We start from the raw sequence: 24,914 nt of genomic DNA, 5'->3' as shown, positions 1-24,914 counted from the left end.
CGATGTTCTTCGGGGGCGACTACAACCCCGAGCAGTGGCCGGAAGACGTGTGGGCACAGGACGTCGAGCTGATGCGCCGGGCCCGCGTCACCATGGTCACCGTCGGGGTCTTCTCCTGGTCCCGGCTGGAGCCGGCACCCGGCCGCTACGACTTCGGCTGGCTCGACCGGGTCCTCGACCGGCTCGCCGACGGCGGGATCCGGGTCGCCCTGGCCACCCCGACCGCCTCGCCGCCACCCTGGTTCAGCCTCGCCCACCCCGAGGCGCTGCCGGTCGACGCCGCCGGCACCCGGCTCAGCCACGGCAGCCGCGACACCTACTGCGCCAGCGCGCCGGCGTACCGGACCGCCGCCCGCGGCATCGCCGCCGCCCTCGCCGGCCGCTACCGCGACCACCCCGCGCTCGCCCTGTGGCACGTGCACAACGAATACGCCACCACCTGCCACTGCGACCTCACCGCCGAGGCGTTCCGCCGCTGGCTGCGGCACCGCTACGGCGACCTCGACACGCTCAACGACGCGTGGACCACCGCCTTCTGGAGCCAGCACTACACCGACTGGGCCCAGATCCGGCCACCCCGCGCCACCCAGTACCTGCCGAACCCCACCCAGGTGCTCGACTTCCGCCGGTTCACCTCCGACGAGTTGCTCGCCGCGTACGTCGAACAGCGCGACCTGCTGCGTGCCGCGACCCCCGGCGTGCCGGTCACCACCAACTACGTGCTCGGCGGGTGGGTGCCGGTCGACCACGCCCGGTGGGCGGCCGAGGTCGACCTGGTCGCCATCGACCACTATCCGGCCGACGCCGGCCCCGCCGCGGAGGAGGAGGCGGCGTTCGCCGCCGACCTGGCCCGCGGCTGGGCCCGCCGGAGCCCGGGCCGGCCGGACTGGCTGCTGATGGAGACGGCGCCGAACCTCATCTACACCGGTGACCGGATGCACACCAAGGAGCCCGGCCGGATGGCCCGCCACAGCCTCGCCGCCATCGCCCGCGGCTCGCGTGGCGCGATGTTCTTCCAGTGGCGGGCCCCGCGCGGCGGCGCCGAACTCTTCCACTCCGCACTGGTCCCGCACGCCGGCCCGGACAGCCGGGTCTACCGCGAGGCGGTCGGGCTCGGCGGGCAGCTCGACCGGATCGCCGAGGTCGCGGCCGGCGCCGTCGAGGCCCGGGTGGCCGTGGTGTACGACCAGCCGTCCGCCTGGGCGCTACAGGCCCAGGGGCTGCCGTCGACCCGGCTCGACCACCTCGACGACGCGCGGCGGGCACACCGGGCCCTGTGGCACCGGGGCATCACCGCCGACGTCGTGGGGGCACTCGACGACCTCTCCGGCTACGCCGTCGTGGTGCTGCCCGGCCACTACCTGATGGCCGACCGGCAGGCCGCCGCGCTGCGGTCCTTCGTCGAGGCGGGCGGGCACCTCGTCGTGACGTACCTCAGCGGGGTGGCCGACGAGCACGCCCGGGTCCGCACCGGCGGCTACCCGGGTGCGCTGCGCGACCTGCTCGGCGTACGGGTCGAGGAGTTCCACCCGCTGGCCCCGGACACCTCGGTGCGGCTGTCCGACGGCACGACCGGCGACCTGTGGAGCGAGACCGTGCACGCCACCGGGGCGCGGGTCGTCGCCTTCTACACCGGCGGAGTCCTGGCCGGTCGTCCGGCCGTCACCCGGCACCCCGTCGGCGCGGGCGTGGCCTGGTACGTCTCCACCCGCCTCGCCGCGGACGCGTACGCCGACCTGCTGGGCGCGGTGGCGGCCGAGGCCGGCGTCGAACCCGTACGGCCCGACCTGCCGCCCGGGGTGGAGGCGGTGACCCGCCGCGCCGGTGACCGCTCGTGGCTTTTCGTGCTCAACCACACCGCGACCGCGCACGAGGTGTCCGCGACCGGCGTCGACCTGCTGACCGGCGGCACCGCCGACGGCACCGTACGGGTGCCGGCCGGCGGCGCGGTCGTGGTGCGTGCCGGCTGACCCGGCGGCGGGCTCAGGCGTGCGCCTCGTGCAGCCCGTGCGCGGACGACGGGCTGGCCTGCCCGAGGCTTTGGGCGAGCAGGGCGTCGTAGTCGACGGCGATCCCGCGCAACAGCGTCTCGACGGCGTCCTCGATGTCGGTGCCCGTCAACGGTGCGTGGCCGAAGAGGGTCCGGTAGTGCACCAGCGACGCCAGCAGGTCGACGGCCAGGTCGAGGCTGAGGTCGGGGCGCAGGTCGCCGCGGGCGACGGCGGCGCGCAGCGTCTGCCGTACGGCCTGCCGCGGCGGTTCGAACAGGGTGGCCATGAAGGCGTCCCGCAGATCGTCGTGCCCGGCGCAGTCGGCCAGCAGCGGCGCGAGGACGTTGGGGCGCAGCCGCTGGAACGCGTCGACGAAGAGGCTGATCGACTCGTGCAGGTCGCAGAGCGTGCACTCGGTGTCGACCGGTTCGATCCCGCCGAGCTGGCGGGCGAGCGCGGCGAGGACCAGCTCCTGCTGCGACGACCAGCGCCGGTAGAGCGCGGGTTTCGTCGTGCCGGCCCGGGCGGCGACCTCGCCCATGGTCAGGTGCTTGTAGCCGACCTCGCCGAGCAGGGCCGTGGTCGAGTCGAGGATGGCGGCGTCGATGTGGGTGTCGCGGGGGCGCCCGGTGCGGGCCCGGGCACCGGATCGGTCGGCCATGGCCGAACCTTACCAGCGCCATTACATTGCGGCCCGTAATGCAGTGGGTGCGGGGCCGCGGGCGGACGGCGCCGGCGGTACTGTCTGCCTGGACGGCCGCGCTCCGCGCGGGTCCGAAAACGGGGGGACGGCCGCGCTCCGCGCGGGTCCGGGAGGGGGACGGGCCGTGGTGTCGTGGGCCGCCGTGCTGGGAATGGCGCTGGTCGCCCTGGGGATGGTGCTCACCCCGGGGCCGAACATGATCTATCTCGTCTCGCGGAGCATCAGCCAGGGCCGCCGGGCCGGACTGATCTCGCTGGGCGGCACCATCGTCGGCTTCGTCGTCTACATGACGATGGCCAACCTCGGCCTCGCCGCGGTCTTCGTCCTCGTGCCCTGGCTCTACACCGGCCTCAAGGTGGCCGGCGCGGCCTACCTGCTCTACCTGGCCTGGAAGGCACTGCGGCCGGGCGGGGCCTCCATGTTCGAGACCCGGGAGCTGGCCGGTGACCCGCCCGCGAAGCTGTTCCGGATGGGGCTGCTGACCAACCTGCTCAACCCCAAGGCCGCCATCATGTACATGGCGCTCATCCCGCAGTTCATCGACCCGGCCGCGGGCAACGTGATGCTGCAGGGGTTCCTGCTCGGGAGTGTGCAGATCACGGTCAGCCTGGTCGTCAACGCCATGTTCGTGATCGTCGCCGGGAGCATCGCGGCCTTCCTCGCCACCCGCCCCTCCTGGAACAAGTTCCAGCGGTGGGTGACCGGCACCCTGCTCGGTGCGATCGGCGTGAAACTCGCCATCGACGCGCCGGCCCGCGCGAGCGCCTAGCCACCGCCCCCGCCCCCGGAAACGCTGCGCGCGGTCCGCCCCCCTGCCAGACTCGGGCGGTGAGCGCAGCGCCGACCCTCCGCCGGTCACGGTGGCTCCTGCCGGTGGCTCCGGGCTCACGGGTGACCAGGCTCGAACTCTTCTACGACCTCATCTTCGTCTTCGCCTTCCTGAACGTGACGGGCCTGGTCTCGCGGAACCTCGACCCGTTCGGCCTGCTGGCCGGGGCCGTCGTGCTCGCCCTGCTCTGGTGGTGCTGGACCGGATTCGTCGCGCTCGGCAACGCGGTGCGCGCCGACCACGGCATACTGCCGCTGATCGGGTTCGCCACCATGGCCGCCGTCTTCGTGCTGGCGCTGTCCATGCCGCAGGCGTTCGTCGACCGCCCCGGTGACCTGTCCGGCCCGGTGGTGTTCGCCGCCTGCTACCTGGTCGTACGGGCGCTGACGGTCGGGTCGCTCTGGTACGTCTTCAGCGCGACCGACCAGCCGCGCCGGCGGCTGTGGCTGCTGACCCTGCCGGCGGTCGTGGCGGCCGGGCTGATCGGGCTCGCCGCGTTCACCCCGCTGTGGCTCGACGACGGCCAACTCGCGGCCCGGGTCCGGCTCGGGCTGTGGCTGACCGCCCTGGTCGTGGAGTACGGCGCCGGCATCCTGCTGCCGTACACCGCGTGGTCGGTCGTCTCCGCCGGGCACTTCGCGGAGCGGCACGGGTTGATCGTGCTCATCGGGCTCGGCGAGTCGGTGCTGGGCCTGGGGATCGGCCCGGGCCGGTTCGCCGAGCTGACCCTGACCGTGCCGGTGATCATCGCCGGCGTGCTGGGCATCGGCCTGATCTCCGCACTGTGGTGGCTGCAGTTCGACACCCTCGCACTCGGGATCGAGCAGGCCCTGCACGGCACCCGGGACCGGGTCCGCATCCCGCTCGCCCGCGACGTCTACACCTACCTGCACCTGGCGATCATCATCGGGATCATGTTCACGGCCCTCGGGCTCAAGGTCGTCCTCGAGGTGGTCGCCGCGCCGGGGAACCACCTTTCCAGCGGTGCGGTCGGCACCCTCTACGGCGGGGTGGTCCTCTTCCTGCTGGCCGGCGTCGCCGCCACGCTGCGCACGTTCCGCCGGGTGCGGTACTCGACCCTCGTCGCGGTGGCGGTGATCGCCGGGCTCGCCGTGGTGGCCGTACGGATGCCGGTCCTCGTCGCGCTCGGCCTGCTCGTCGCGGCGTGCGTGGCGCTGGCGCTGGTACAGCGGCTGACCGGGGTGACCGAGCGTAACCGGATCCGGGAGTTGGCGCTGCACGAGGAGGAGGCGTCGGAGGCCGAGATCAGCCGGTGGCGCGGCGGCCACCTCTAGGACCGATCCCGCCTACCGCTGCCCGGCGACCGCCTCGCGGATCATCACCCGGGCCTCGTTGCGGCCCACCCCGGTGGCCCGGAGCAGGTCGTTGCAGGCGGTCCGGAGCTGCGAGACCGCGACCGTACCGGAGAAGCCGATATCCTCCCGGCAGGCCCGCCCGGCCTCCCGCGCCGCTCGCAGCACCCGCTCGCGGGCCCGGTGCGGTTCCCGCTCGTCGAGGAACTCCCGGTGCAGCAGCCGGACCGCCTCGCCGAAGTGCTCGACCGCCGCCGGCAGGTTGGGTGGCACCGGTTCGTTGTCCCGCAGCGCGGTGCCGATCCGGCGGACCAGGCCGCGACTGTTTCGGAACGCCCGGTCCATGTGCTCGGCGCCGCGCCGGTACGCGGCCAGCGTCCGGCGGCGGCGCCAGCGCACCGGGGAGTACCGGACCACCTCGTCCGCCGCGGTGACGACCTCGCCGAGCCGGCCGAGTTCCTGCTCGGCGTCCCGCATCCGCTTCAGGACCCGTTCGGCCCGTTTCGCGTCGCCGAGGGCGAGCGCCTCCGCCGAGTGGGTCATCTCCCGGGCGAACAGGTCCAGTGCCGGGCTGGCGACGCGCCGTACGGTCCGCAACGGGTTGAGCGGGACGATCAGGAGCACCACCAGCAGCCCGACCGCGCCACCGACGAGCGCGTTGATGGTGCGGGGGACCTCCAGGTCGGCCACCGTAGGGGTGAGCGTCGCGATCAGCACCGCCGTACCACCGGCCTGGGTCATCAACGCCCCCGTGCCCCGGACCACCGCCGCCGCCGTGACGGCCAGGAAGACGATGCTCCCGGTCTGCCACGCCCCCGTGCCGACCAGGAGGATGAGCAGGTCACCGACGGCGATGCCGAGCACCACGCCGGCGATCAGCTCGACCGTGCGGCGGGTCCGGTTGCCGAGCGCGGCGGCGATCGTACCGACGGCGGCGGCCGGCGCGAACGTCGGTTCCGGGTTGCCGAGCACCTGCGCGGCCACCACCCAGGACAGCGCGGCGGCCACCCCGGCCTGGACCGCCACGATCAGATACGTCTGCAGGCGCCGGTAGCTGTCCCGGCCCGTACCTTTGACCCGGGCCCGGAGCCGGGCCCGCACGCCGTCGCCGGTCCGCCGGCCGGACGAGTCGGAAGTCGGCATGAGCGCGGTTACCCGCTGCCGCCGTCCGCCGAACGTCGGGGGCTCAGGCCGGATAGGCCAGGGTGGTGGCCAGCCCCAGCGCACCCGGCAGCCGGGTGTCCTGGCGCAGGAACTGGACGACCACCGGGACCGGTGACCGCATCAGGCAGCCGTACGGCCGGTCGAGGCGGATCGCCTCCGGGTCGATCAGGTCGTTGAGCCGGACGTGCCGGATCCGCCGGGCGCCCACCGGGATCAGGTACGGCCCGACCGGCTCGGCGTCCTCGTAGTAGACGTCCACGCGCACCTCGGCCGTCTCGTCGGTGGCGTTGAGGACGCAGAGCTGGTCGAAGCCGGTGAACTCCGGCTCGGCCCCGTGCGCGGGGAACGGGATGCGTCCGCCCGGGATCACCCAGACCCGCCGTCCGATGTCCGGCATCACGCCTCTCCCAGCAGCCGGGCCAGGTCGGGCGTGAGGAACACCCCGTCCGGGTCGAGCCGGCGGCGGGCCGCCTGGAAGTCGTCCCAGCGCGGGTAGAGCGGTCGCAGCTCGCCGGCGGCCAGCCAGTGCTTCTTGCCCCAGTGCGGGCGCCCGCCGTACTGCCGGAACACCGCCTCCATGTCCCGGAAGTACTCCTCGTAGGGCAGCGAGCTGTTCTGCAGGCAGGCGATGGTGGTGGTCGCCCGGCCGTGGGCGTTGCTCAGCGCGATGTCGTCGGCGGCGATGGTGCGTACCAGGACCCGCCACGCCGCCACCCGGCGGTGGCGTTCCCGGATCCGCCGCCGGACCTCGCCGAAGCAGGCGGGGAACGCCTCCGACGGCAGCATGTACTCGATCTCCTCGAAGCGCAGCTCCCGGTGCCGCGGAATGGTGCGGTGGGTCGGCCCGACCTCAACCTCGGCGGGCTGCCCGCCCGGACCCGGCTCGCGGCCCGCCGCCCACGGTTGGATGTCCGGCTCCCGGTCCCGCCGGTTCATCGTCCGGATCTGGGTCTGGTCGCTGCGCGGATACCAGTAGAAGTCCATGTTGCGGTTGGTGTGCTGGAGTTCGGCCAGGTGGTCGAGCGTCCAGTCGACGTGGGCGCACCACGCCCGCCGGCGCAGCTCGTAGCGCGGCTGCACGTGCAGGGTGATCCGGGTGACCACCCCCAGCGCGCCCAGCGACAGCCGGGCGGCGGCGAACAGTTCCGGGTTGTCCCGGGCCGAGATGTCCAGGATCTCGCCGCCGCCGCTGACCAGCCGTACGCCGGCCACCTGGGTGGACAGGTTGCCGAAGCCGAGCCCGGTGCCGTGCGTGCCGGTGGCGGTCGCCCCGGCGATCGACTGGTAGTCGACGTCGCCGAGGTTGTCCATCGCGAGGCCGGCGTCGTACAGCCCCTCGCCGAGCGCCTTCAGCTTGGTGCCCGCCCACACCGTCGCCCGGCCGGCCGCCGGGTCGTTCCCGATCACGCCCGCCATCCGGTCCAGGCTGAGCAGGGTCCCGTCGGTACGCACCAGCGGGCTCGACGAGTGCCCCGAGCCGATCGGGCGGATCTTCGTCCGGTCCTCGCGGGCGCGCCGGACCAGATCCCGCACCGCCTCCTCGTCGGCCGGCTCGGCGTACCCGCCCGGCGTGAAGGCCAGACTGCCGGACCAGTTGACGAACTGACGTGCCACCGTCGGCGTCTACCCACGGTGCCGGTGGCTAGTCCCGGCGTCGGGTGGACGGGTTTGCCGGCGGCGCTGGCGGGAAGTCGCCGCGCGTCCGGCCGGGTGCCGGACCTGACTTCGGCCGGCGGGAGGCGACGTGCAGGAGATCGTTGGCGAGAGCCTGGCCCGGCGGCTGGTCGACTGGGGTGTCGACACCGTGTTCGGCCTGCCGGGCGACGGCATCAACGGCCTGATGGAGGGGTTCCGCCGGCAGCAGGACAAGCTGCGGTTCGTCCTGGTGCACCACGAGGAGGCGGCGGCGTTCATGGCGACCGGTTACGCGAAGGCGACCGGCCGCCTCGGCGTCTGTGTCGCCACCTCCGGGCCGGGCGCCATCCACCTGCTCAACGGCCTGTACGACGCCAAGCTCGACCACGTCCCGGTGCTGGCGATCACCGGCATGCAGGAGTCGTCGGTGCTCGGCTCGCGCTACCAGCAGGAGGTGCACACCGAACTGCTGTACCAGGACGTGGCGGTGTACAACCTGATGGTCACCAACCCGCAGCAGATGCCGGGCGTCGTCGACCTCGCGATCCGCAACGCGCTGGCCAAGCGCACCGTCGCGCACCTGACGTTTCCCAACGACGTCCAGGTCGCCCCGGCGGTCGAGGACCCGTACCGGCACGTCAGCCCGGGCAAGCCGGCGATGAGCCAGTCGACCCTGTCCCGGCCGCCGATGCCGGCCGCCGAGCCCGACCTGGCCCGCGCCGCCGAGGTGCTCAACGCCGGCCGCAAGGTCGCGATGCTGGTCGGCATCGGCGCCCGCGACGCCCGCGACGAGGTGCTCGCCGTCGCCGAGGCGCTGGCCAGCCCGATCGTGAAGACGCTGTCCGGCAAGCAGGTGGTGCCCGACGACCACCCGCTGACCACCGGTGGTCTCGGCCTGCTCGGCACCCGGCCCAGCGAGGAACTGATGGAGGAGTGCGACACCCTGCTGATGGTCGGCACCTCCTTCCCGTACGCGAAGTACCTGCCCGCCCCCGGCCAGGCCCGGACGGTGCAGATCGACGTCGACGCCAGCCTGATCGGCATGCGGGTGCCGGTGGAGGCACCCGTCAACGCCGACGCCCGGCTCGCCCTGAAGCAGTTGCTGCCGAAGCTGCGCGACCGCCCCGACCGCTCGTTCCTCAGCCGCTACCAGGCGGAACGGGACGCCTGGCGGTCGGACATGGAGTCGCTGGAGAACCCGGACCGGCACCCGATCGCCCCGCAGTACCTGATCGGCTGCCTCGACGCGGCCGCCGCCGACGACGCGGTCCTCACCTGCGACTCCGGCACGATCGCCACCTGGGCGGCCCGGCACTGGACGATCCGCGGCGGCCGGGAGTTCTACCTGTCGGGCAACCTCGCGACGATGGCGCCGGGGCTGCCGTACGCGGTGGCCATCCAGCACGCCCACCCGGGGCGGCAGGTGATCGCCTTCGTCGGCGACGGCGGTTTCGCGATGCTGATGGCGGAGTTCCTGACCGCCGTACGGCACGAGCTGCCGATCAAGGTCGTGATCAACAACAACAACTCGTACGGGCAGATCCTCTGGGAGCAGATCATCCTCGGCTACCCGGAGTACGCCGTACGGCACCGGCAGCCGGAGGCCGACTTCGGCGCCTGGGCCCGCGCCTGCGGCGGGTACGGCGCCAAGGTGACCGAGGCCGGGGCGCTGCCCGACGCGATCCGGGCCGCGCTGGCGCATCCGGGGCCGGCACTGGTCGACTGCGACGTCAACCCCAACGAGCCGCCGATGCCCGGCAAGGTCCGCTACGACCAGGCCAAGCACTTCACCCAGGCGTTCCTGCGCGGCCAGCCGCACAAGGCCGCCACCGTGGCAACGGTCGTCCGCGACAAGATCAACGAGCTGCGGTCGTGACCGGCCGGCGGTGGCCCGCCGCGACCGGCGGTCCCATGGCCCGCGTCGGCGGGGGAGTCGTCCCCCGGCTCAGCCTGCTCACCCGGATGTGCTGGGGTGGCACCCTGCTGCTCGCGCCCCGTCCGGTCCTGCGCCGGCTCGGCCGGCCGAGCCCGCTGGCCGTGGCCACCCTGCGGGTGCTCGGCGCCCGGCACCTGGTCCAGGCGGCGCTGCTCGCCCGGCGCCCGGCGCCCGCCGCGTTCGGGGTCGGCGCCGGCGTCGACGGGCTGCACGCCCTGACCACGGTCGCGCTCGCGGCCGTCGACCGGCCGCAGCGCCGGATCGCGCTCAACGACGGCGCGGTCGCCGTCGTCCTGATGATGCTGGACCTGTGGACCGCCGGCGGGCCGGTGGCGAAAGAGGGTAGGTGAGCCCGGCATGAACGCAGCGGCCGGAAGCGACGGCACGGGACGCGGCCCCGGGCGGGTGGTGGTGGTCACCGGGGCCAGCGGGGGAGTCGGGCGGGCCACGGCCCGGATGCTCGCCGGACCGGGTACGGCGATCGCCCTGCTGGCCCGCGGCGAGAGCGGGCTGCGGGCCGTCGCCGACGAGGTGGCGGCGGCCGGCGGGCGGGCGCTGCCCATCGAGACCGACATGGCCGACTTCGCGCAGGTCGAGGCGGCCGGCCGGCGCATCGCCGCCGAACTCGGTCCGATCGACGTGTGGATCAACAACGCGTTCAGCGCCGTCTTCGCCCCGTTCCTCCAGATCAGCCCGGACGAGTTCCGCCGCGCCACCGAGGTCACCTATCTCGGGTACGTACACGGCACCCGGGTCGCGCTCGACCACATGGCCCCGCTCGGCCGGGGCGCGATCGTCCAGGTCGGCTCGGCGCTGGCCTACCGGTCGATCCCGCTCCAGTCGGCGTACTGCGGGGCCAAGCACGCCGTCGCCGGCTTCACCGAGTCGCTGCGCTGCGAACTGCTGCACGACCGCAGCAACGTCAAGGTGACGATGGTGCACCTGCCGGCGGTGAACACCCCACAGTTCGACTGGCTGCTGTCGCGGCTGCCCCGGCCCGCCCAGCCGGTGCCGCCGATCTACCAGCCCGAGGTCGCGGCCCGGGCGATCGTCGCCGCCGCCGCCCGGCCGAACCGCCGCGAGTACTGGGTCGGCGCCCCGACCGTGCTCACCATCCTCGCCAACCGCCTCGTACCCGGACTGCTCGACCACTACCTGGCCCGTACCGGCTACCGGGCACAGCAGACCGACCGCCCCTCCGACCCGGACCGGCCGACGAACCTGTGGCGGCCGGCGGACGGTCCCGGCCAGCCCGACCAGGGCGCCCACGGTGCCTTCGACGACCGTTCCCACCCGCACAGCCCGCAGGCCTGGCTCTCCCGGCACCGGCGGCTGGCCCTCGCGCTCGGCGGGGTGGGGGCCGTCCTGGGCGCGTACGCCTGGCGCCGCCGCTGAGCCACGGCCCGGTGCCGGCCGCCGGCCGGCCGGCCGCGGCTAGCATCGCCGGGATGTCGATGCCCGCGCGATCCGTCCGGCTGCTCATGCTCGCCGCCGCCGCCCTCGTCCTGGTCGTCGCCCTCGGCATCCGCGCCCTGAGCGACGGTGCCCTGGAGCAGCACTCGGGCACCGCCCTCTACGCGTCGATGGTCTACGCCGGCGTGCTGTTCCTGTGGCCGCGCCTGGGTCCGCTGCCGGCCGGCGCGGTCGCGGTCGGCTTCTGCTGGCTCGTCGAGTTCTTCCAGTTGACCGGGATCCCGGCCGCCCTGTCGGCCCGCAGCCTGCTGGCCCGGCTGGCGCTGGGCGTGCAGTTCGATCCGACCGACCTGGCGTGGTATCCGGTCGGGGTGGTGCCCCTGGCCGCGCTGCACTGGTTGCTGCGGGCCCGGTCCCGGGCCGCGCGCGGGGCGACCGCCGGCCGGGCGGGCTAGCCGGTCCGTCGTCACTCCTTGCCAGGAAGCCGTCCACGGAGCGCTCCTGAAGGGCCGTTCAGCCAGACGGCCCTGAATGAAGCTCGTTACATTCAGCTCCGCTCCAGGGTGCCGGAACGGTGTCGCCAGTAGCATCCGGGCATGACGGTGCCGCCCGAGGACATGCGCCTCGCTGCCGACTTCCCGGCCGCCACCCTGGAAGAGTGGCGACTGCTGGCCCACTCGGTGGCGCGCAAGGCCGGACTGGCCGACGAGGACAGCGAACCCGGGACGGTCGAGGACCTGCTGTCGACCACCACGTACGACGGCGTCCGGATCGCCCCGCTCTACACCGCCGACACCGGAACGGTGCCGACCGGACTGCCCGGGATGTTCCCGTACACCCGCGACAGTCGCACCGCAGGCGCCGCCGCCACCGGCTGGGACGTCCGCCAGCGGCACGCCGACCCCGATCCGAAGGCGACGAACGCCGCCGTCCTCGCCGACCTGGAGAACGGGGCCACCTCGCTCTGGCTGGTGCTCGGCGACAGCGGCATCCCGCTCGACGGGCTCCCGGCCGCGCTCGACGGCGTACACCTGGACCTGGCCGGCGTGGTCCTCGACGCGGGAGGGCAGTCCCTCGCCGCCACCGAGGCCTGGTTCGACCTGCTCGACGCCCGCGGTGTCCCGGCCGGGGAGGTCGCCGGCAACCTCGGCCTCGACCCGCTCGGGCTGCGCGCCGCGACCGGTACGCCCACCGAGCTGCCGCTGACCTCGGTGGCCGGAGCCGCCGCGCGGTGCGCCGCCGACTTCCCGCGGCTGCGGGCCGTCACCGTCGACGCCACCGGCTACCACGACGCCGGCGGCAGCGACGCCGAGGAACTCGGCTGCGCGGTGGCGACCGGGCTGGCCTACCTGCGCACCCTCACCGACGGCGGGCTCGGCCTCGCCGAAGCCTTCGACCAGCTCGAGTTCCGCTACGCCGCCACCGCCGACCAGTTCGGCACCATCGCCAAGCTGCGCGCCGCGCGGCGGCTGTGGGCCCGGGTCGCCCAGGTGTGCGGCCTGCCGGCCGCCGGCGGGCAGCGGCAGCACGCCGTCACCTCGGCGGCGATGATGACCGCCCGCGACCCGTGGGTGAACATGCTGCGCACCACCGTCGCCTGCTTCGCCGCCGGGGTCGGCGGCGCCGGCGCGGTGACCGTCCAGCCGTTCGACCTCTCCCTCGGCCTGCCGGACGCGCTGGCCCGGCGGGTCGCCCGCAACATCCAGTCGCTGCTGCTCGACGAGGCCAACGTCGGCCGGGTCGTCGACCCCGCCGGCGGCTCCTGGTACGTCGAACGGCGTACCGAGGAACTTGCCCGCGCCGCCTGGGACTGGTTCACCGAGATCGAGCGGGCCGGCGGCATGGCGGCCGCGCTCGACAGCGGCCTGGTCGCCGACCGGCTGGCCGCGACCTGGCGGCGACGCGCCGACAACCTCGCCCACCGGCGCGACCCGATCACCGGCGTCAGCGAGTTCCCCAACCTGGACGAACAGCTCCCGGTGCGCGAGCCGGCACCGTCACCACCGTCCGGCGGGCTGCCCCGGCACCGCTACGCCGAACAGTTCGAGCGGCTGCGCGACCGGGCCGACGCCCACCGTACGGCCACCGGCGACCGGCCCACCGTCTTCCTCGCCGCGCTCGGGCCACCGGCCGTCCACAGCGCCCGGACCGGCTTCGCCGCCAACCTGCTCGCCGCCGGTGGCATCGCCACGGTGACCGGCACCGGCGACGATCCCGCCACGCTCGCCGCCGAGTTCACCGCGAGCGGCGCCACCGTGGCCTGCCTCTGCTCCAGCGACAAGCTCTACGCCGAGTCGGCCGGACCGGTCGCCGCCGCGCTCACCGCCGCCGGCGCCCTACGGGTGTGGCTCGCCGGCCGTCCCAAAGACTACCCCGGCGTCACCGGCCACCTGTACGCCGGCTGCGACGCCGTCGAGGTCCTGACCGAACTGCTGCGCGACCTGGAGGTGGCCGGATGATCCCCGACTTCTCGACGGTGGAACTCGGCGGGCCGCCCACCACCGACGGCGACCTCGACGCCTGGCGGGCCGCGGCCGGCGCCGACCAGCTCGTCTGGCACACCCCGGAAGGGATCGACGTCCGGCCGCTCTACACCGCCGACGACCTCGCCGGCCTCGACTTCCTGCGCACCTACCCCGGCATCACGCCCTACCTGCGCGGGCCCTACCCGACGATGTACGCCACCCAGCCGTGGACGATCCGCCAGTACGCCGGCTTCTCCACCGCCGAGGAGTCCAACGCCTTCTACCGGCGCAACCTCGCCGGCGGGCAGAAGGGCCTGTCGGTCGCCTTCGACCTGCCCACCCACCGCGGCTACGACTCCGACCACCCGCGGGTCGCCGGCGACGTCGGCATGGCCGGTGTCGCCATCGACTCCATCTACGACATGCGCCAGCTCTTCGACGGCATCCCGCTGGACCGGATGAGCGTGTCGATGACGATGAACGGCGCCGTGCTGCCCGTCCTGGCGCTCTACGTCGTCGCCGCCGAGGAGCAGGGGGTCGCGCCGGAACGGTTGTCCGGCACGATCCAGAACGACATCCTCAAGGAGTTCATGGTCCGCAACACCTACATCTACCCGCCGGCACCGTCGATGCGGATCATCTCCGACATCTTCGCGTACACCTCGCAGCGGATGCCGCGCTACAACTCGATCTCCATCTCCGGATACCACATCCAGGAGGCCGGCGCGACCGCCGACCTGGAGCTGGCGTACACGCTCGCCGACGGGGTGGAGTACCTGCGGGCCGGCCGCGAGGCCGGCCTCGACATCGACGCGTTCGCCCCCCGGCTGTCGTTCTTCTGGGCGATCGGCATGAACTTCTTCATGGAGGTCGCCAAGCTGCGCGCCGCCCGGCTGCTGTGGGCCCGGCTGGTCCGCGAGTTCGGGCCGAAGAACCCCAAGTCGCTGAGCCTGCGTACGCACTGCCAGACCTCGGGCTGGTCGCTGACCGCCCAGGACGTCTTCAACAACGTCGGCCGCACCTGCGTCGAGGCGATGGCCGCCACCCAGGGCCACACCCAGTCGCTGCACACCAACGCCCTCGACGAGGCGCTCGCCCTGCCGACCGACTTCTCCGCCCGGATCGCCCGCAACACCCAGCTCCTGCTGCAGCAGGAGTCCGGCACCACCGGTGTCATCGACCCGTGGGGCGGCAGCGCGTACGTCGAACGGCTCACCCACGACCTCGCCCGCCGGGCCTGGGAACACATCAGCGAGGTGGAGGCGGCCGGCGGCATGGCCCGCGCCATCGACGAGGGCATCCCGAAGCTGCGCGTCGAGGAGGCCGCCGCCCGCACCCAGGCCCGCATCGACTCCGGCCGGCAGCCGGTGATCGGGGTCAACCGCTACCGGCCCGACGGCGACGACGCGATCGACGTGCTCAAGGTCGACAACAGCGCCGTACGCGCCCGGCAGCTCGACAAGCTGCGCCGGCTGCGCGCCGAGCGCGACGAGGACACCTGCCTCGCCGCCCTGGACGCGCTGACCAGGGGCGCGGGCGCCGCGATCGCCGGCACGCGCGGGCCGGGACTGGACCAGAACCTGCTCGCCCTGGCGATCGACGCCGCCCGCGCCAAGGCCACCGTCGGCGAGATCTCCGACGCGCTGGAGAAGGTGTACGGCCGGCACGCCGCCCAGATCCGTACCATTTCCGGGGTGTACCGCAACGAGGCCGGCGGGGCCGGGAACATCGAGGCGGCCCGGGCGGCCACCGCCGCGTTCGGCGACGCCGAAGGGCGCCAGCCCCGGATCCTGGTCGCCAAGATGGGCCAGGACGGCCACGACCGCGGCCAGAAGGTCGTCGCCACCGCCTTCGCCGACCTCGGCTTCGACGTCGACGTCGGGCCGCTGTTCTCCACCCCGGCCGAGGTCGCCCGGCAGGCCGTCGAGGCCGACGTCCACGTCGTCGGCGTCAACTCGCTGGCCGCCGGCCACCTGACCCTGGTGCCGGCGCTGCGCGACGAACTCGCCGCCCTCGGCCGCGACGACATCATGATCATCGTCGGCGGGGTGGTCCCGCCCCAGGACTTCGACGCGCTCCGGGCGGCCGGCGCCGCGGCGATCTTTCCGCCGGGGACCGTCATCGCCGACGCCGCGCTCGACCTGCTCACCGAACTCGGCCGCCGGCTCGGCCACCCCGAACCCGCCGCATGACGTCCCGCCCGATCGACGTCCAGGCGTACGCCGACGGGGTCCTCGCCGGATCGGCCGCCTGGATCGCCCGCGCGATCACCCTGGTCGAGTCCCGCCGCGCCGACCACCAGCCGCTGGCCCAGCGGCTGCTGATCGCGCTGACCCCGCACGCCGGCAAGGCCCGCCGGGTCGGCGTGACCGGGGTGCCCGGCGTCGGCAAGTCCACGTTCATCGACGCGCTCGGCAGCGAACTGACCGCCGCCGGACACCGGGTTGCGGTGCTCGCCGTCGACCCGTCCTCGACCCGGACCGGCGGCAGCATCCTCGGCGACAAGACCCGGATGGCCCGCCTCGCCGTCGACCCGAACGCCTTCGTCCGGCCGTCACCGACCGCCGGCACCCTCGGCGGGGTGGCCAAGGCGACCCGCGAGGCGATGGTGGTCGTCGAGGCGGCCGGCTACGACGTCGTACTCGTCGAGACCGTCGGCGTCGGCCAGTCCGAGACCACGGTCGCCGACATGGTCGACTCGTTCCTGCTGCTCACCCTCGCCCGCACCGGCGACCAACTCCAGGGCATCAAGAAGGGCGTCCTGGAACTGGCCGACGTCGTCGCGGTCAACAAGGCCGACGGCCCACACGCCGACGACGCCCGCAAGGCCGCCCGCGAACTGTCCGGCGCGCTCCGCCTCCTCCGGGTCGCCGAGGGCACCTGGCGGCCGCCCGTGGTGACGTGCAGCGCCCGCGAGGGCACCGGACTCACCGGCGTGTGGGAGCACCTGGTCCGCCACCAGGACACCCTGGCCGAATCCGGGGAACTCGCCCGGCGCCGCCGCCGCCAGCAGGTCGACTGGATGTGGGCGATGGCCCGGGGCGCGCTGATGGACCGGCTGCGCGGCCACCCCGAGGTCGTCGCCCTCGCCCCGGCGCTCGAACGCGAGGTGCTCGACGGCACCCTCACCCCGGCCCTGGCCGCCGAGCGACTGCTGGCCGCCTTCACCGGCCGGTCCTGAGACCGCCGCTCAACCGCCCCGCAGCGCGTCGCTGACCGCCGGGTCCGGGGGCGAGTCGACCGCCGGCGGCCGGCGCCGTACCGCGTCCCACGCCGCCTTCCCGCTGGCGAGGTAGTCGCGTACCGTCTTCCCGGCGATCAGGCTGGTCGGGCAGTCGGCGCAGCGTGCGGTCACCCCGTCGGCGTCGACGCCGAGGTGCCGGCACAGGGTGACCGCCCGCGGCAGGTGCCACGACTGGGTCACGATCAGGGCCCGGGTGATGCCGTACACGTCGCGGGCCCGGGCACAACTGTCGTAGGTGTCCAGGCCGGACGGGTCGGCCACGATCCGCTCCGGGGCGACCCCGAGCGTCCCGCTCAGGTACGACGTCATCGCCGCCGGCTCGTCGCCGGACACCCCGCCACCGTCGCCGGACACGAGGACGACGCGGGCCCGTCCGGCGTGCACCAGGGCGGCGGCGGTCTGCAGGCGGCCGGCGAGCCGTGGCGACGGCTGGCCGTCGGTCGCCACCTCGGTGCCCAGGACGATGACGACGTCCGCGGCCGGCGCGTCCGCCTCGTCGTACACGTGGCCGTTGGCGGAGACGGTGGTCCACAGCCAGGGGACGCTGGCGAGGATCGCCGCTACGACGGCGACGAGGGCCAGCCGTAGGAGGAGGCGACGCCAGCGGACCGGGCGGTGCGACCGACCGGCCGACCCGGTCACCGACGACGCCCGACAAGAACCGCGTAACGCATCCCGATGCCCTTCCTGCCCATTGCCGGCCATGCTAGCGGTGACCGGGACCACCGAACCGGTGTCGGGGTACCCTCCCGGACATGGGCCGGGGCGAGCTGTTTCCGATCATCAATGTCGACGCGGTGGCACCGGTCAGATCGTTCTACGAGAAGGTCTTCGGCGCCGAGGTGGACTACCGGTTCCCCGAGGACGGCGAGCCGGTTTACCTGACGCTGCGGGTCGGCCCGTCGACGCTCGGGATCGGGCTTGGCACCGGCCCGGCGATGTACGGCGAGACCCCGCTGCCCGCGACCGGCCACGCGGTCGATCTCTGCCTCTACGTGGCCGACCTCGACGCGGCGATCGCCGCCGCACCGGACGCCGGCGGCGCGGTGGCATGCACTTCAGCGGCGGTGCGTGGTGATCGTTAGCTGTTCTGCTGTTGTCCGTACGGCGTGTCGAACTGCTGGGCAGCAGATGATCACAGGTGCCCTGACGGGCCGCGGGCCGTGGAATCTCAGAGCAGGGTCGGGACGGTGCCGTCGTCGGTCGGGTCGACGCGTACGCCGGGCACGCCGTCGAGCCAGCCGGCGGTGATCCCGGCGAGCCGGATCGGGTCGTACGGCTCGCGGCCCAGCCCGATCGCGTAGCGGCGCCGGGCCGGGCCGGCCTCGTACGGTCGTGGCCAGGCGTGGACGTCCACGGTTCCGTCCCGCTCGATCGCGGTCAGCAGGGCGCGTACCCGGCCCCGGAACCGGCCGACCGTCACCTCGAACGCCTCGCCGGCCACCGCCGACACGGTGACGACCGCCCAGCTCGCGTGCCGCCGGTGTGGCGGGGTCGGCGGGTGCCCTTCCCAGGCCCGGTACAGCTCCTCGGTCAGCAGGTCGCGCAGGCCGGGGCCGACCTGGTCGGTGCAGCTACGGACCGGGGAGGACGGGGTCAGGACCGTCACGGCGGCGTCCGCCGGCGGCACGGTGCCGCCGTCGAGGGTGACCGGCCGGCGCCAGTCCCACGCGGCCCAGGTGCCGAAGAAGTGCTGGAGGAGTTCGTCGCCTCGCAGGTCACCGGCGTCGAGTACGGTCCGGGCGGCGAGCACGGTCCAGGCGAGGCCGGGCAGCCCGCCGAACGGGGCGGAGTCGAGCCCGCCCGCCCTCGCCCACGCCTTGACCGTCCGGGCGAGGTCCGGGAAGCGCGCGTCGGTGCCGACGGCCCGCCGGACCGCCTCGGCGTCGGACACCGCGCTGAGTGCGGTGGCCGCTGCCTCGCCCAGTTCGGCCCGGCGGTCGACCGCTTCGGCGGGCGGTACCCGACCGGTGCCGACCACGACGAGGTCCACATCGAGCCCGTCGACGTGGGCCCGCAGGCCGGGCACCCGGGCCCCGACGACGGGGCGCACCGACGACGCGTGCGGGAGGGCGGCTGCCAGCCGTGCCCGCAGGTCCGTGAGGTCGGGACTGCCCGGCAGCGCGGCGACGAGGTCCAGGTCCGCGCCGGGCAGCGCGCATCCGAGGCGGCGTGAGCCGGCGACATGCACGGCACCGTCGCGCAGCGCCTCCCGGATCGCGGTGACCAGACGGTGCCCGCTGCCCGTGGCGGGCGACGGTGCGGTGGGCTCCGGCAGCCAGCGGACCGCACCGGTGCCGAGCGTGACGACGGCCCGTGGGCGCATCGGCTCGTCGCCGCGGCGGGAGAGCAGCACCAGTTCGCCGACCTGTGCCGGCATCGGTCCGAGGCGGGCGGTGCAGGCGGCCGCGACCCGGTTCGGATCGCGGCCGCGACCGAGCGTGAGATGCGGGGTGTATCCGTCGGCCCGGCCCCGGCAGCGCGGGAACCGTCGCACCAGCGCCTCGTGGAGGGCGGCCCACGGCGCCGGACCGGCGGCGGCCGGGTCCAGCCATACGGTGGCGTCGTCGCGGTGCGCGAAGGTCCGCACCCCGGCCAGCCGTACCGGGAACGGTGGCGTCGCCGCGGCGACGGCCGACAGCAGTGGTGCGGCCTGCTCGAAGGCCGGCTCCGGCACGAATCCGAAGAGCACGTTGACGTGCGGTGGCCAGCGGTCGACCTGCGGATCGTGGTCGGCCCGGATCGGTTGGATCGCCGGCCACAGCTCGTCGGGTGGGAGCCAGGCCAGCGCCGTACGGGCGGTCGGCGGCAGGTCCAGCACGTCACCGTCGACCGGCGCGCACTCCGCGGCCAGGTCGACCGATACTCCGAAGTGGTCGGACGCGAAGAGCCCGTCGGCCGGGGTGTCGCCGACGAGGGTGGCGGCGACCGCCCGGAGGCCGCCGGCGCCCAGCAGGACGCGGTCCAGTCTCGACGCGCGTCCGCTCAGCGACGACACGGCGGCCAGCGGGTTCACCGCCGGGTCGAAGGTCACCGTACGGTCGGCGGGTCCGTGCACATCGGTCCAGGTGTCGCGCAGCCGGAGCGTACGCTGCGGGGTGTCGCCACCGTCGTTGAAGTCGCCGGCCAGGATCACCTGACCCTCTACAGCGGACAGCGCTTCGGCGAGGCTGGCGAGCTCGACGTCGCGACGCCCCGAACCGTCCTGCGCCCGGTCGCTGCTCAGGTGCGCGGCAGCCACGACGACCGGCCCGTCACCACAGTCGACGGTGATCGCGCACACCGTCTTGTGTGGACCGAGCTGATGCCGGCCGGCCTCGCGCACCGGCAGCCGGCTGAGCAGCAGCACGCCGCCGTCGTCGATGTCGCCGCCGGCCGGGTCGGTGCCGAGGGTGTAGCCGGCGCGTACCCAGTCGGCGCCGAGAAGCCGGGTCAGCAGGTCGCGCTCCACCTCCTGCAGCGCGATGACGTCGGCGTCGGCGCGCTCCAGCGCGGCGATCAGCAGCGGGCGCCGGCGCGCCGTGTCGATCCGGTCGCTGTCGTAGCGGTCCCACAGCGTGTTCCAGGTCAGGACCCGCAGCCGGGCGGCCGGCGCCGCGGGCTGCTCCGGTGCCGGCGCCCAGCCGTCGACCGGGTGCCACGCGTGCGGGGTGGTCGCGGCGAAGTGCGGCGCGCGGAGCCGGCGTGGCGCCCGGATCCGGCCGGCCGCCGAGGCGTCGATCCGGTCCAGGCCGGTCGCGCGGTCCCAGACGACCTCGCCGTCGGCCTCGACGAAGAGCACGCGGTGCCATGGGATGTCACCGCCGGGCACGAAGGCCGGCAGGGGGATCCGCTTGGGCTCCCGGCCGCGCGCGTTGACGCCGATGACGAACCGGGCCGGGTCGAACCGGGGATCCCACCGCGCGCGGTGGTAGATCTCCTCGCTCGTACGCATCGACCCTCCTCGACCCGCAGGGCGTCCGTGGCGGTCCGTCGCCGGGCCCGGGACACCGCCCGAGGGTAGGGGTGGCCGTGGTCCGGAGCCACCGAATAGCGATGCGGCCGTCACTTCCGTGTTACGACCGTGTGTCGCCCCTCGGAGGATGGCTGGCTGTCGCGGACCCGCTCACACTGCGTCTACCAGGGGCTTTGTCTTCGAAGGTGTCCTCGCGGGACCCCTTGACGGCCATTCTTGTTACGGCTACGTTTCCGTCTACCGTACACCGTCGACGATAAATCGCCGGACTTCACCGAGTCCGGACGACCCTCCGGAAGGTTGTCGCATGGTCAAGTCAGCCGAACCCGCCTCGTCCGTCGCCGCGCTCCGGGTGCCGCAGAAGGTCGTGCTGAGCGAGTCGACGTACGACGTCCTGCGGGCGGCGATCCTCGACGGCACACTGCCACCCGGCACCCGGATCGTGGAGGAGGCGCTGGCCCGGCAACTCGGCGTCAGCCGGGCCCCGCTACGCGAGGCGATCTGGCTGCTCAAGCGGGACGGCCTGCTCGTCGAGGAGTCGGCGCGCACCACCCGCGTCGTCCAGTTGACCGAGGACGACGTACACGAACTGCACATGATCCGCACGGTCCTGGAGACGCTGGCCTACCAGCAGGCGTCCCCACGCCTGCGGCCGTCCGACGTGGCCGGCCTCGAGGACCTGATCGACCAGATGCACGACGCGTCGGTGGCCGGCGACGCCCGCCGCATCGCCGAACTCGACTACCGCTTCCACCGCGCCCTGTGCGAACCGTGCGGGCTGCCCCGGGTCATGAAGGCCTGGGACGAGCAGCACGTGCTCTTCCGGATGTGGCTGAACATGGTCGGCCCGACGCTCGGCGTGCAGGACATCGCGGAACCGCACCGGGTCCTGCTCGACGTGGTCCTCGCCGGCGACGCCGAGGCCATCTCCGAGCAGGTCATCGACCACGTCTACCTGGTCGGCGGCGTGATGTCCGCCCAGCGCCGCCGCTGGGCGGCCCAACAGCCCCGGCTCTGCTTCCCGCAGTCCGCCGGCGACGCCTGACCGGACCAGACCCGACACCGGCCCGGACCCACTGCCGGCCCGGACCCACTGCCGGCCCGGACCCGACACCGCGCCGCCCGACACCGGCGCCGACAGACCCGACACCGGACCCGACAGACCCGACACCGGACCCACCGCGTACGGCCCCAGGCCGGCGACCCGGACCGTGCCGGGCGCCGGACCGTACCCGAAAAAAGATGCGAGGCCCGATGAGAACAGTCAACCTGACGCTGCCGCTCTACCCGTTCATGCCGGTCGGCAACGTGTGGGCCTGGGACTCCCCGTTCCAGCTCACGCCGGTGACCACCCACGAGCGGCAGGGCGTGGCGACCCACCAGATGAGCTTCCACAGCGAGGCCGGCACCCGGCTCATGCTCGGCGCCTGCTACGACGACGACGCGCCCCGCATCCACGAACTCGACTACGGCACGCTGGTCAACCGCGAGACCGTCGTCATCGACATCCCGAAGCAGGCGGGCGAGGAGATCGAGCCCGACGACATCGACCGCGCCGTGGCCAAGGACCCCGACTACCGCGACGGCGACGCCGTGCTGCTGCGCACCGGGTGGGGCGACGACGAGCGCTACCGCGCCATCGGCGACGAGTACGCCACCACCAGTCCGCACTTCTCGCTGGCCGGCGCCAAGCGGCTCGCCGAGGTGATGACCGAGCGCGGCAGCGACCTGATGCTCACCGACTGCGCCTACATCGGCAACCTCGGCGAGGGCTTCATGTTCCCCGAGTGGGCGTCGCGCAAGCCGTGGGACCGCCCGCCGTTCCCCTCCCAGCAGGCGCGCATCTACATGCGGCACTACACGCCGGCGCGCGGCGCCGGTGGTGGCGCACCGGACTGGGGGTCGTCGGTGGTCCTGCACCTCGCGATGTCCCCGGTCGCGGCCGTCGCCAACTGCGGCGCGCTGCGCGGCAAGCGGGTACGGGTCACCGTCCTGCCCCTCTTCCTCGCCGGAGCCGAAGGGGCTCCGTGCACCGTACTGGCCGTCGACGGCGACGAGGCGGGAGACGCCCGATGACCCTGCGAACCATCAACCTGACCCGCCCGATCACCACCGAGTCGCCGGCCGGCAGCCTCTTTCCGTGGGAGGCGCCGTACCGGACCGAGGAGATCGCGACGCTGACGTACAACGGCGCGAACCTCTTCCACATCACGATGGGCAGCGGCTCCGCCACCCGGCTGCTCGGGCCGGCGCTCGGCTCGCCGACGGGTGCCACCACCGACCGGTTGCCGCCGGAGCGGCTGGTCAACCGGGCGGCGGTCGTCGTCGACTGCCCGGCCGGGCCGGGCGGCGAGATCTCCGCCGACCAGGTCACCGCGGCCCTGGCCGGCGCCGACCTGCGTACCGGTGACGCGGTCGTCCTCGTCACCGGCTGGGGCGACGACCCGGCCCGGTTCACCACCGAGGAGTTCTACCTCGACAGCCCGTACCTGAGCGTCGAGGCGGCGCGGGCGCTCGCCGAGGCGCTCGACCGCAACTCCTCGGACCTGCTGCTGACCGACTGCGTCTACCTCGACCGGCCCGGCGGCGAGCACGCCCGGACCGAGTGGACCGAGCTGCGGCCCTGGCTGCGGCCCGCGTTCCCGTCGGACGCCGCGAAGACCTACATCGCCCACTACCGGCCGGAGAAGGTACGGCAGGACTGGGCCGCCACGCTGGCCCTGACCGCGTCCACCTGGACCGTCGCCGGCCTCGTCGGATGCGGTGCCCTCACGGGGCGCCGGGTCCGGCTCACCCTCGCCCCGCTGCCCGTCCAGGGCGTCGGCGAGGTCCCCTGCACCGTGGTCGCCCAGGTCTCGACCGACGCCGGTGCCCCCGCAGAACCGGTCTTCTCGTCAGGAGATCAGACATGAAACGCTCGATAGCAAGGAACGTGGCCATAGCCCTGGCCGCGACCCTGGCCCTCACCGCCTGCGGCGGGGGCGGCGGCGGAAACCAGGGCCCGGAATACACCGGTGACACCTTCGACTGGAAGCGCTACGACGGTCAGTCGATCAAGGTCTACGTGGCCGACACCGGCCAGGTGGAGAGCCTGCGCGCCGGACTCGCCGAGTTCACCGAACTCACCGGCATCACCGTCGAGATCGAGGGTTCCGACGTCACCAGCTACCGGCAGAATTTGCCGGTCCGGCTCACCTCGCGGGCCTCGGACTTCGACGTCATGGCGACCTTCCCCGAGGTCGACGGCCTCCAGTTCGCCAAGAACGGCTGGTACACCGACCTCGGCCCGTACCTTTCGAACCCGGGGGTGACCGACCCGGAGTACGACTTCGAGGACTTCGGCGCCGGCATCCGCGAGGCGATGACGGTCGAGGAGCAGACCGTCACCGTCCTGTGGGAGATGCAGACCGACCTGGTCTACTACCGCAAGGACCTGCTGGCGAAGGCCGGGCTGCCGGTGCCGACCACGTTCGCCGAGTGGGAGGCGGCCGCCGCGGCGGTGCACGACCCGGGCAACCGGACGTACGGCTTCGCGCTGCGCGGCATCCCGTACCAGACCACCACCCCGTTCTCGTCCTTCCTGTACGCGCACTGCGGCGAGTGGGTCACCGACGGCAAGGCGGCGATCAACACCCCCGAGGCGCTCAAGGCGTACGAGGTCTACGGCCAACTCGGCAGCAAGTACGGCCCGCCCGGCATCTCCGGCTTCGACTGGCCCGTACCGTCGCAGCAGTTCGCGCAGGGCAACGTCTTCGCGTTCCTGGACGTGAACCTGTTCGTCAAGGACCTGGAGGACCCGACCAAGTCCCGGGTGGCCGGCAACGTCGGCTACACCACCGTCCCGCGCGCCGACTGCGACGCGGCACCGTTCATCGGCGGCTGGGGCTACGGCATCAACCCCTTCTCTGAGAAGGGGGACGCCGCCTGGTACTTCATCCAGTGGGCCACCAGCAAGCAGATGAACCTCGACCTGAAGCTCACCGGCTGGCCCAGCCCGCGCGGTTCGGCGTGGGAGTCGCCGGAGTTCAAGCAGGCGGACAAGACGCCCGAGTTCACCCAGGTCGTACTCACCAGCACCGAGACGGCCCGGGCCCGGATGAACCCGCCGGTGACCCCCGGTGTCGAGGCCCGCGAGATCGCCGGCCTGGTCGCCAACAAGGGCCTGGAGGGCCAGACCGGCGGCGAACTGAAGCGGACGGCGGACCAGCAGAACGACAAGCTGCAGGGCCTGCTCGACGCGATGCGTTAGTCACCCGCCGCGGCCGG

Annotated in this window: 21 protein-coding genes; 15 read left to right on the top strand and 6 right to left on the bottom strand. The window is 73.7% G+C overall.

Features of this window, described 5'->3' with window-relative positions; translation table 11 throughout:
• The first annotated feature begins 2 nt into the window (after nucleotides 1-2).
• Nucleotides 3-1,970, top strand: coding sequence for a beta-galactosidase (locus AB0M79_RS01630; protein WP_364206730.1), 1,968 nt, complete (start codon nucleotides 3-5; stop codon nucleotides 1,968-1,970).
• Nucleotides 1,971-1,983: 13 nt separating this feature from the next.
• On the opposite strand, the gene AB0M79_RS01625 is transcribed toward AB0M79_RS01630, so the two are convergent.
• On the bottom strand, nucleotides 1,984-2,652 hold the full coding sequence (locus AB0M79_RS01625; RefSeq protein WP_364206728.1) for a TetR/AcrR family transcriptional regulator: 669 nt from the start codon (nucleotides 2,650-2,652) through the stop codon (nucleotides 1,984-1,986).
• 166 nt (nucleotides 2,653-2,818) lie between these two features.
• On the opposite strand from AB0M79_RS01625, the gene AB0M79_RS01620 reads away from it, so the two are divergent.
• Together AB0M79_RS01620 and AB0M79_RS01615 are read left to right on the top strand one after the other, a co-directional pair.
• The gene (locus AB0M79_RS01620; RefSeq protein ID WP_364206726.1) at nucleotides 2,819-3,463 is read left to right on the top strand and encodes a LysE family translocator; all 645 of its coding nucleotides are present in this window, start codon (nucleotides 2,819-2,821) and stop codon (nucleotides 3,461-3,463) included.
• A 122-nt stretch (nucleotides 3,464-3,585) separates the two neighbouring features.
• Nucleotides 3,586-4,818 (top strand): low temperature requirement protein A, encoded by a 1,233-nt coding sequence (locus AB0M79_RS01615; protein ID WP_364206724.1) that lies wholly within the window; start codon nucleotides 3,586-3,588, stop codon nucleotides 4,816-4,818.
• Nucleotides 4,819-4,830: 12 nt separating this feature from the next.
• On the opposite strand, the gene AB0M79_RS01610 is transcribed toward AB0M79_RS01615, so the two are convergent.
• The 3 genes from AB0M79_RS01610 to AB0M79_RS01600 are packed head-to-tail and all read right to left on the bottom strand — an operon-like array spanning nucleotide 4,831 to nucleotide 7,614.
• Nucleotides 4,831-5,979, bottom strand: a complete 1,149-nt coding sequence (locus AB0M79_RS01610; protein ID WP_364206722.1) for an FUSC family protein — start codon at nucleotides 5,977-5,979, stop codon at nucleotides 4,831-4,833.
• Nucleotides 5,980-6,022: 43 nt separating this feature from the next.
• Nucleotides 6,023-6,397: a sensory rhodopsin transducer gene (locus AB0M79_RS01605; RefSeq protein WP_364206720.1), complete on the bottom strand. Its 375-nt coding sequence runs from the start codon at nucleotides 6,395-6,397 to the stop codon at nucleotides 6,023-6,025.
• Nucleotides 6,397-7,614, bottom strand: coding sequence for a D-arabinono-1,4-lactone oxidase (locus tag AB0M79_RS01600; protein WP_364206718.1), 1,218 nt, complete (start codon nucleotides 7,612-7,614; stop codon nucleotides 6,397-6,399). Before AB0M79_RS01600 ends, AB0M79_RS01605 begins: the two co-directional genes overlap by 1 nt.
• A 130-nt stretch (nucleotides 7,615-7,744) precedes the next feature.
• On the opposite strand from AB0M79_RS01600, the gene AB0M79_RS01595 reads away from it, so the two are divergent.
• The 7 genes from AB0M79_RS01595 (at nucleotide 7,745) to meaB (ending at nucleotide 16,630) form a co-directional block, all read left to right on the top strand.
• Complete coding sequence (locus tag AB0M79_RS01595) at nucleotides 7,745-9,511, top strand: thiamine pyrophosphate-dependent enzyme (RefSeq protein WP_364206716.1); 1,767 nt, start codon at nucleotides 7,745-7,747, stop codon at nucleotides 9,509-9,511.
• Nucleotides 9,508-9,921 (top strand): hypothetical protein, encoded by a 414-nt coding sequence (locus AB0M79_RS01590; protein ID WP_364206714.1) that lies wholly within the window; start codon nucleotides 9,508-9,510, stop codon nucleotides 9,919-9,921. Before AB0M79_RS01595 ends, AB0M79_RS01590 begins: the two co-directional genes overlap by 4 nt.
• A gap of 7 nt (nucleotides 9,922-9,928) precedes the next feature.
• Entirely contained in the window at nucleotides 9,929-10,966 is a 1,038-nt protein-coding gene (locus AB0M79_RS01585; RefSeq protein ID WP_364206712.1) for an SDR family oxidoreductase, read from the top strand.
• A gap of 59 nt (nucleotides 10,967-11,025) precedes the next feature.
• The gene (locus tag AB0M79_RS01580; RefSeq protein WP_364206710.1) at nucleotides 11,026-11,439 is read left to right on the top strand and encodes a DUF2809 domain-containing protein; all 414 of its coding nucleotides are present in this window, start codon (nucleotides 11,026-11,028) and stop codon (nucleotides 11,437-11,439) included.
• Nucleotides 11,440-11,580: 141 nt separating this feature from the next.
• The gene (locus tag AB0M79_RS01575) at nucleotides 11,581-13,443 is read left to right on the top strand and encodes a methylmalonyl-CoA mutase subunit beta (RefSeq protein ID WP_364206708.1); all 1,863 of its coding nucleotides are present in this window, start codon (nucleotides 11,581-11,583) and stop codon (nucleotides 13,441-13,443) included.
• Nucleotides 13,440-15,641: a methylmalonyl-CoA mutase gene (gene scpA / locus AB0M79_RS01570; RefSeq protein ID WP_364206706.1), complete on the top strand. Its 2,202-nt coding sequence runs from the start codon at nucleotides 13,440-13,442 to the stop codon at nucleotides 15,639-15,641. The genes AB0M79_RS01575 and scpA overlap by 4 nt, the downstream gene beginning before the upstream one ends.
• The gene (meaB, locus tag AB0M79_RS01565; protein ID WP_364206704.1) at nucleotides 15,638-16,630 is read left to right on the top strand and encodes a methylmalonyl Co-A mutase-associated GTPase MeaB; all 993 of its coding nucleotides are present in this window, start codon (nucleotides 15,638-15,640) and stop codon (nucleotides 16,628-16,630) included. The genes scpA and meaB overlap by 4 nt, the downstream gene beginning before the upstream one ends.
• Nucleotides 16,631-16,639: 9 nt before the next feature.
• On the opposite strand, the gene AB0M79_RS01560 is transcribed toward meaB, so the two are convergent.
• The gene (locus tag AB0M79_RS01560; RefSeq protein ID WP_364206702.1) at nucleotides 16,640-17,335 is read right to left on the bottom strand and encodes an ElyC/SanA/YdcF family protein; all 696 of its coding nucleotides are present in this window, start codon (nucleotides 17,333-17,335) and stop codon (nucleotides 16,640-16,642) included.
• Nucleotides 17,336-17,448: 113 nt separating this feature from the next.
• Here AB0M79_RS01560 and AB0M79_RS01555 point away from each other — a divergent pair, with 113 nt between their 5' ends.
• Entirely contained in the window at nucleotides 17,449-17,778 is a 330-nt protein-coding gene (locus tag AB0M79_RS01555; RefSeq protein ID WP_364206700.1) for a VOC family protein, read from the top strand.
• A gap of 86 nt (nucleotides 17,779-17,864) precedes the next feature.
• On the opposite strand, the gene AB0M79_RS01550 is transcribed toward AB0M79_RS01555, so the two are convergent.
• Entirely contained in the window at nucleotides 17,865-20,627 is a 2,763-nt protein-coding gene (locus AB0M79_RS01550) for a poly(A) polymerase (protein WP_364206698.1), read from the bottom strand.
• Between the two features lie 328 nt (nucleotides 20,628-20,955).
• Between AB0M79_RS01550 and AB0M79_RS01545 the strand changes: the two genes are divergently transcribed.
• The 4 genes from AB0M79_RS01545 (at nucleotide 20,956) to AB0M79_RS01530 (ending at nucleotide 24,897) form a co-directional block, all read left to right on the top strand.
• Nucleotides 20,956-21,693 carry a GntR family transcriptional regulator gene (locus tag AB0M79_RS01545; RefSeq protein ID WP_364206696.1) on the top strand — a complete coding sequence of 246 codons (738 nt, stop codon included), beginning with the start codon at nucleotides 20,956-20,958 and terminating at the stop codon, nucleotides 21,691-21,693.
• 209 nt (nucleotides 21,694-21,902) lie between these two features.
• Nucleotides 21,903-22,724: a cyclase family protein gene (locus AB0M79_RS01540; protein ID WP_357541684.1), complete on the top strand. Its 822-nt coding sequence runs from the start codon at nucleotides 21,903-21,905 to the stop codon at nucleotides 22,722-22,724.
• Nucleotides 22,721-23,560, top strand: a complete 840-nt coding sequence (locus AB0M79_RS01535) for a cyclase family protein (protein ID WP_364206694.1) — start codon at nucleotides 22,721-22,723, stop codon at nucleotides 23,558-23,560. The genes AB0M79_RS01540 and AB0M79_RS01535 overlap by 4 nt, the downstream gene beginning before the upstream one ends.
• Nucleotides 23,557-24,897, top strand: coding sequence for an extracellular solute-binding protein (locus AB0M79_RS01530; protein ID WP_364206692.1), 1,341 nt, complete (start codon nucleotides 23,557-23,559; stop codon nucleotides 24,895-24,897). The genes AB0M79_RS01535 and AB0M79_RS01530 overlap by 4 nt, the downstream gene beginning before the upstream one ends.
• The last annotated feature ends 17 nt before the right edge of the window (nucleotides 24,898-24,914 follow it).

The sequence above is a fragment of the Polymorphospora sp. NPDC051019 genome, from assembly GCF_040683055.1.
In the GTDB taxonomy this organism is placed as follows: Bacteria; Actinomycetota; Actinomycetes; order Mycobacteriales; family Micromonosporaceae; genus Polymorphospora; species Polymorphospora lycopeni.
This window is presented reverse-complemented; position numbering and strand designations above follow the sequence as displayed.

Bases quoted from the DNA above. Each gene is read 5' to 3' on its own strand.
- AB0M79_RS01555 (WP_364206700.1), top strand. From the start codon at position 17,449: ATGGGCCGGGGCGAGCTGTTTCCGATCATCAATGTCGACGCGGTGGCA.
- AB0M79_RS01605 (WP_364206720.1), bottom strand. From the start codon at position 6,397: ATGCCGGACATCGGACGGCGGGTCTGGGTGATCCCGGGCGGACGCATC.
- AB0M79_RS01580 (WP_364206710.1), top strand. From the start codon at position 11,026: ATGCCCGCGCGATCCGTCCGGCTGCTCATGCTCGCCGCCGCCGCCCTC.
- AB0M79_RS01575 (WP_364206708.1), top strand. From the start codon at position 11,581: ATGACGGTGCCGCCCGAGGACATGCGCCTCGCTGCCGACTTCCCGGCC.
- AB0M79_RS01545 (WP_364206696.1), top strand. From the start codon at position 20,956: ATGGTCAAGTCAGCCGAACCCGCCTCGTCCGTCGCCGCGCTCCGGGTG.
- AB0M79_RS01610 (WP_364206722.1), bottom strand. From the start codon at position 5,979: ATGCCGACTTCCGACTCGTCCGGCCGGCGGACCGGCGACGGCGTGCGG.
- AB0M79_RS01550 (WP_364206698.1), bottom strand. From the start codon at position 20,627: ATGCGTACGAGCGAGGAGATCTACCACCGCGCGCGGTGGGATCCCCGG.
- meaB (WP_364206704.1), top strand. From the start codon at position 15,638: ATGACGTCCCGCCCGATCGACGTCCAGGCGTACGCCGACGGGGTCCTC.
- AB0M79_RS01540 (WP_357541684.1), top strand. From the start codon at position 21,903: ATGAGAACAGTCAACCTGACGCTGCCGCTCTACCCGTTCATGCCGGTC.
- AB0M79_RS01585 (WP_364206712.1), top strand. From the start codon at position 9,929: ATGAACGCAGCGGCCGGAAGCGACGGCACGGGACGCGGCCCCGGGCGG.
- AB0M79_RS01535 (WP_364206694.1), top strand. From the start codon at position 22,721: ATGACCCTGCGAACCATCAACCTGACCCGCCCGATCACCACCGAGTCG.
- AB0M79_RS01530 (WP_364206692.1), top strand. From the start codon at position 23,557: ATGAAACGCTCGATAGCAAGGAACGTGGCCATAGCCCTGGCCGCGACC.
- AB0M79_RS01625 (WP_364206728.1), bottom strand. From the start codon at position 2,652: ATGGCCGACCGATCCGGTGCCCGGGCCCGCACCGGGCGCCCCCGCGAC.
- AB0M79_RS01630 (WP_364206730.1), top strand. From the start codon at position 3: ATGTTCTTCGGGGGCGACTACAACCCCGAGCAGTGGCCGGAAGACGTG.
- scpA (WP_364206706.1), top strand. From the start codon at position 13,440: ATGATCCCCGACTTCTCGACGGTGGAACTCGGCGGGCCGCCCACCACC.